The following is a 2486-nucleotide window of genomic DNA, read 5'->3' as shown; positions in this document are numbered from 1 at the left end:
CGTAAGCGTGGTTTGCAGGCCGCCTTGCCTGGGCAGCCGTGGCCGTGATGTTTGTCGCCTTTGTGAGGGCGATGTTGGTGCGGGAAGTTTTCGGGTCTGAGACTGGTCGTACGAGTGCTCGTACGACTGGTCTGGTGGAAATGGTTGGCCGAGTATCGGGTCGGCGCAATTGGTCGGATGCGGAGAAGCTGGAGATCCTGGCGGATGCGTTTCGGCCTGGTGTCCGGGTTCGTGATGTCCTGCGGCGACGCGATTTGTCGAGCGGGCTGGTCTACACATGGCGCAAGCAGGCGCGGCTGGGTCTGCTGGCCGGCACATTGCCCGCGCTTCCGGCGTTTGCCGAGGTGCAGATGGCCAGGGTCGAGAGCACCGCACCTGCGGCGCAGCCGTCGGCGCCCGCACTTGGCCTCATCCGCATCGACCTACCGGGCGGGGTGCGGGTGAGCGTAGACGCTGCGGTGGACGCAGGCGCGCTGGCGCGAGTGCTGTCGGTGCTGGGATGAACCCGGTGCCATTGCCGACGCGGGTTTTCCTGGCGTGCGGCGTCACCGACATGCGCAAGGGGTTCGATGGGCTTGCGGTGCTGGTCCAGCAGGTGCTGTCCGAGAACCCGCATTCGGGCGCGCTGTTCGCGTTCCGGGGCAAGCGCGGTCATCTGGTCAAGCTGCTATGGTTCGACGGCCAAGGTCTGTGCCTGTTCTCCAAGCGGCTCGACCGCGGCCGCTTCGTCTGGCCGGTAACGGCAACCGGCACGGTGACGCTGACGCCGGCGCAGCTGTCGATGCTGCTGGAAGGCATCGACTGGCGCCGGCCGGAGCGGACGTTCGTGCCGACATTGGCAGGATAAGAACGGCTGTTTTGCGTGGGTTCTGTTCGCTCGTCGGGTCGCACTCTGCTATATAACCGAGATGTCGGAAGCGTTCGCTGCCCCGTCTGATATCGATGCGCGGATCGCCGCGCTGGAGGCTTCGCTCGCCCGCGCCAATGCCGCGCTCGCCGCCCGCGACCTGCTCATCGACACGTTACGCGGGCAGATCGCCAGGCTGCAGCGGATGCAGTTCGGCGCGTCGTCGGAGAAGCTGGACCGCGAGATCGCGCAGCTCGAACTGGCGCTCGAAGAACTGGAGACGGAAAGCGCCGTTGCCGACGTCGAGGCCACTGCGGTCGATACGCCGATGCGGCCGGTACCGGTGCGCAACCTGCCGGACCACCTACCGCGCGAGGAGATCGTCCACGAGCCCGCCTCCGGCGCCTGCACCTGCCCAGACTGCGGCGGCACGCTGCGCCGCCTGGGCGCGGATGCGCACGAGATGCTCGACGTCATGCCAGTGCGCTGGCGCGTCGTCCGGCAGGTCCGGCCAAAGTACAGCTGCCGACGGTGCGAGAAGATCGTCCAGGCACCGGCGCCGGTCAGCGCCGTCGCGCGTGGCAAGGCAACGTTCGCCACGCTGGCGCATGTGGTCGTCGCGAAGTTCGACCACCATCTGCCGCTCTACCGTCAGGCCGAGATGATGGCTGCGCAGGGCCTCGACATCGACCGCTCGACGCTGGCCCGCTGGACGGGACAAGCTGCTGCTCTGCTCGACCCCGTCGTCAGCCGCATCCGTGATGCGGTGCTCGAGGCCGACAAGATCCACGCCGACGATACACCAGTGCCGGTGCTCGACCCCGGCCGGGGCAAGACCGCGACCGGAAGGCTGTGGGTTTACGCGACCGATGACCGCGCGTCTGGCAGCCCGACGCCGCCTGCGACATGGTATCGCTTCACCACCGACCGGACCGGTGCTCATCCGCAGGCGCATCTCGCCGGCTTTCGCGGCTTCCTCCAGGCAGATGCCTATGCTGGTTATGACGGCCTGTACCGCAGCGGCGTCACCGAGGTGGCGTGCTGGGCACACTTCCGACGCAAGGTGTTCGACCTGCATGAACGCTCACCCACGCCGCTGACCACCGACATCCTCAAGCGCATTGGCGCGCTCTATGCCATTGAGGCCGAGGTGCGCGGTCAGCCGCCAGATGTCCGGCACCGTGCGCGGCATGACCGAACCAAGCCCATGGTTGCCGCCTTGCGTGACGCGCTCGACGCTGCCCTTCACCGCCTGTCGTCCAAGTCCGACATGGCCAAGGCCATCGCCTATGGCACCAGGCGCTGGCCGGCGCTCTGCCGGTTCCTCGACGACGGGCGACTGGAGATCGACAACAATATCGCCGAACGCGCACTGCGCGGGGTTGCCGTCGGTCGCCGCAACTGGCTGTTCGCCGGCTCGAAAGCAGGCGGCGAACGGGCCGCTGCGATCTACACCGTCATCCAAACCTGCAAAGGCAACGGCGTCGACCCGGAAGCGTATATCACCGACGTCATCGCGAAGATCGCCCACGACTGGCCCGCCAGCCGCTGGGACGAACTCATGCCATGGAACTGGCCCACCGCAACGGATCAGAACATCACGCAAGCCGCGTAACACGCGTCTTCAGGCCACGCTTAC

Annotated in this window: 3 protein-coding genes; all 3 read left to right on the top strand. The window is 67.0% G+C overall.

Annotated features, from left to right (window positions below):
* Positions 1–140: 140 nt before the first annotated feature.
* Positions 141–503 (top strand): IS66-like element accessory protein TnpA, encoded by a 363-nt coding sequence (gene tnpA, locus FOY91_RS21120; protein WP_145156008.1) that lies wholly within the window; start codon positions 141–143, stop codon positions 501–503.
* Positions 500–847, top strand: a complete 348-nt coding sequence (gene tnpB / locus FOY91_RS21115) for an IS66 family insertion sequence element accessory protein TnpB (RefSeq protein ID WP_145156005.1) — start codon at positions 500–502, stop codon at positions 845–847. The genes tnpA and tnpB overlap by 4 nt, the downstream gene beginning before the upstream one ends.
* A gap of 61 nt (positions 848–908) precedes the next feature.
* Positions 909–2462, top strand: coding sequence for an IS66 family transposase (gene tnpC / locus FOY91_RS21110; RefSeq protein ID WP_145156003.1), 1554 nt, complete (start codon positions 909–911; stop codon positions 2460–2462).
* The last annotated feature ends 24 nt before the right edge of the window (positions 2463–2486 follow it).

It is taken from the genome of Alterirhizorhabdus solaris (genome assembly GCF_007785815.1).
Taxonomy (GTDB): domain Bacteria; phylum Pseudomonadota; class Alphaproteobacteria; order Sphingomonadales; family Sphingomonadaceae; genus Alterirhizorhabdus; species Alterirhizorhabdus solaris.
This window is presented reverse-complemented; position numbering and strand designations above follow the sequence as displayed.